The organism is Rugosimonospora africana (assembly GCF_016862975.1).
Classification (GTDB): domain Bacteria; phylum Actinomycetota; class Actinomycetes; order Mycobacteriales; family Micromonosporaceae; genus Rugosimonospora; species Rugosimonospora africana.
In genome coordinates this window covers 1-1833 of the sequence record NZ_BONZ01000164.1, presented here as the reverse complement: position 1 = coordinate 1833, position 1833 = coordinate 1, and the positions used below count along the sequence as shown (strand labels likewise).

The window sequence follows — 1833 nt, the reverse complement described above, 5'->3', positions numbered from 1 at the left end:
AGCGTATCCGATGCAGGCCACAGTGCCCGTCACGGCGCCAGACGCCGGTCCAGATCGTCCGGGCCCGGAACATCCGCGCCTCACTGTGGCTGCGCTGCCGAGCTGGGACATCGCCGCATGGGTCGGAGGCTTCCTGGTCGCGGCCTGGGCCCGTTACGGCACCGAGCTGTCCGGCCACGCGCCGGAGTTGGTCGCCGCCGGACTGCTCGCCGCGGTCCTCCACCTGGCCGGGACCTCGGTGCTGCGCGCACGTCTCGGTCGCGATCCGGTGGGCAGCCTGTCCGAGGTCAGATCGCTGGCCTGCACCGCGACCGCGACCGCGACGGTCCTGCTCATCGCGGTGATCTCGCTCGGTGACCGGCCCATCCCGGCCAGCACACCGCCGCTCGGGGCGGCGCTGGCTCTGCTGGCCATGCTGGCCGTCCGTGCCGGCTACCGCTACCGGCGCGACCGTTCGTTGCGCCCCGACGCCCAGTCGGCGACCCCGGTCCTGCTCTTCGGGCTCGGCTCGGCCGGCCAGAACCTGTTGCGGGCGATGGTGTCCGATCCGCAGGGCGGCTACCTGCCGGTCGGGTTGCTCGACGACGATCCCGCGAAGCGGCAGCTACGCATCGACGGCGTGCGGATGCTCGGTGGGCGCCGGGATGTCGCGTCGGCGGTGAAGGGCACCGGCGCCACGACCGTGATCCTCTCGGTCGCGAATGCGGATGCCGACCTGATCGCCGACGTCCGGGCACAGACCCTGCAGGCGGGCGCGCGGTTCAAGGTGCTGCCGCCGGTACGCGAGCTGGTCGACCGCCGGATCAGCGTGGCCGACGTGCGGGACGTACGGATCGACGATCTCCTCGGACGCCGCCACGTCGTCGCCGACCTCGTCTGTGACACCGGGCTGGCCGGCCGCCGCGTACTGGTGACCGGGGCCGGCGGGTCGATCGGATCCGAACTGTGCCGGCAGATCATGCGGGCGGATCCGGGCGAGCTGATGATGCTCGACCGCGACGAGTCGGCGCTGCACAGCCTGCAGCTGTCGCTGTCCGGTCGGGCGCTGCTGGACGGCCCCGAGCTGATCCTCGCGGACCTGCGCGACAGCGAGGGCATCGCCAAAGTGGTCGCGGCACGTCGCCCGGAGATCGTGTTCCACGCGGCCGCGCTCAAGCACCTGCCCCTGCTGCAGCGCCACCCGGGCGAAGGGGTCAAGACCAACATCTGGGGCACGCTGGCGGTCCTCGAGGCGTGCCGGGACGTGGCGAAGTTCGTGAACATCTCCACCGACAAGGCGGCGAGCCCGATCAGCGTGCTCGGCTACACGAAACGGATCACCGAGCGGCTGACCGCACACTTCGCGGAGCAGTTCGACGGCACCTTCCTCAGCGTGCGGTTCGGCAACGTGCTGAGCAGCCGCGGCTCGGTGCTCACCGCGTTCCGGGCGCAGCTCGACGCGAACCTGCCGATCACCGTCACCGATCCCGCGGTGACCCGGTACTTCATGACCGTCGAGGAGGCCGTCCACCTGGTACTCCAGGCGGCGGCGATCGGGCGGGACGGCGAGGCGCTCGTACTCGACATGGGCAAGCAGGTCAGCATCGACCAAATGGCCCGCCAACTCGCGGCCATGGCGTCGCGACCGGCCCAGATCACCTACACCGGCCTGCGCCCGGGGGAGAAGATGCACGAGGAGTTGTTCGGTCCGGGCGAGGCGGACGTCCGGCCGCTGCATCCGCTCATCTCGCACGTGAGCGTCCCGGCGCTGCACCCGGGCGAAGTCCGGGCACTGGACGCGTTCGCCGAACCGGAGAAGCTGATCGACCGGCTGATCTGGCTCTGCGGCCTGAC

1 protein-coding gene is annotated in these 1833 nt (G+C 71.2%); it reads left to right on the top strand.

From position 1 onward, the window contains the following. Positions 1 to 10 precede the first annotated feature (10 nt). A partial coding sequence (locus tag Raf01_RS48990) for a polysaccharide biosynthesis protein (protein WP_203925053.1) occupies positions 11 to 1833 on the top strand: 1823 nt, incomplete at its 3' end.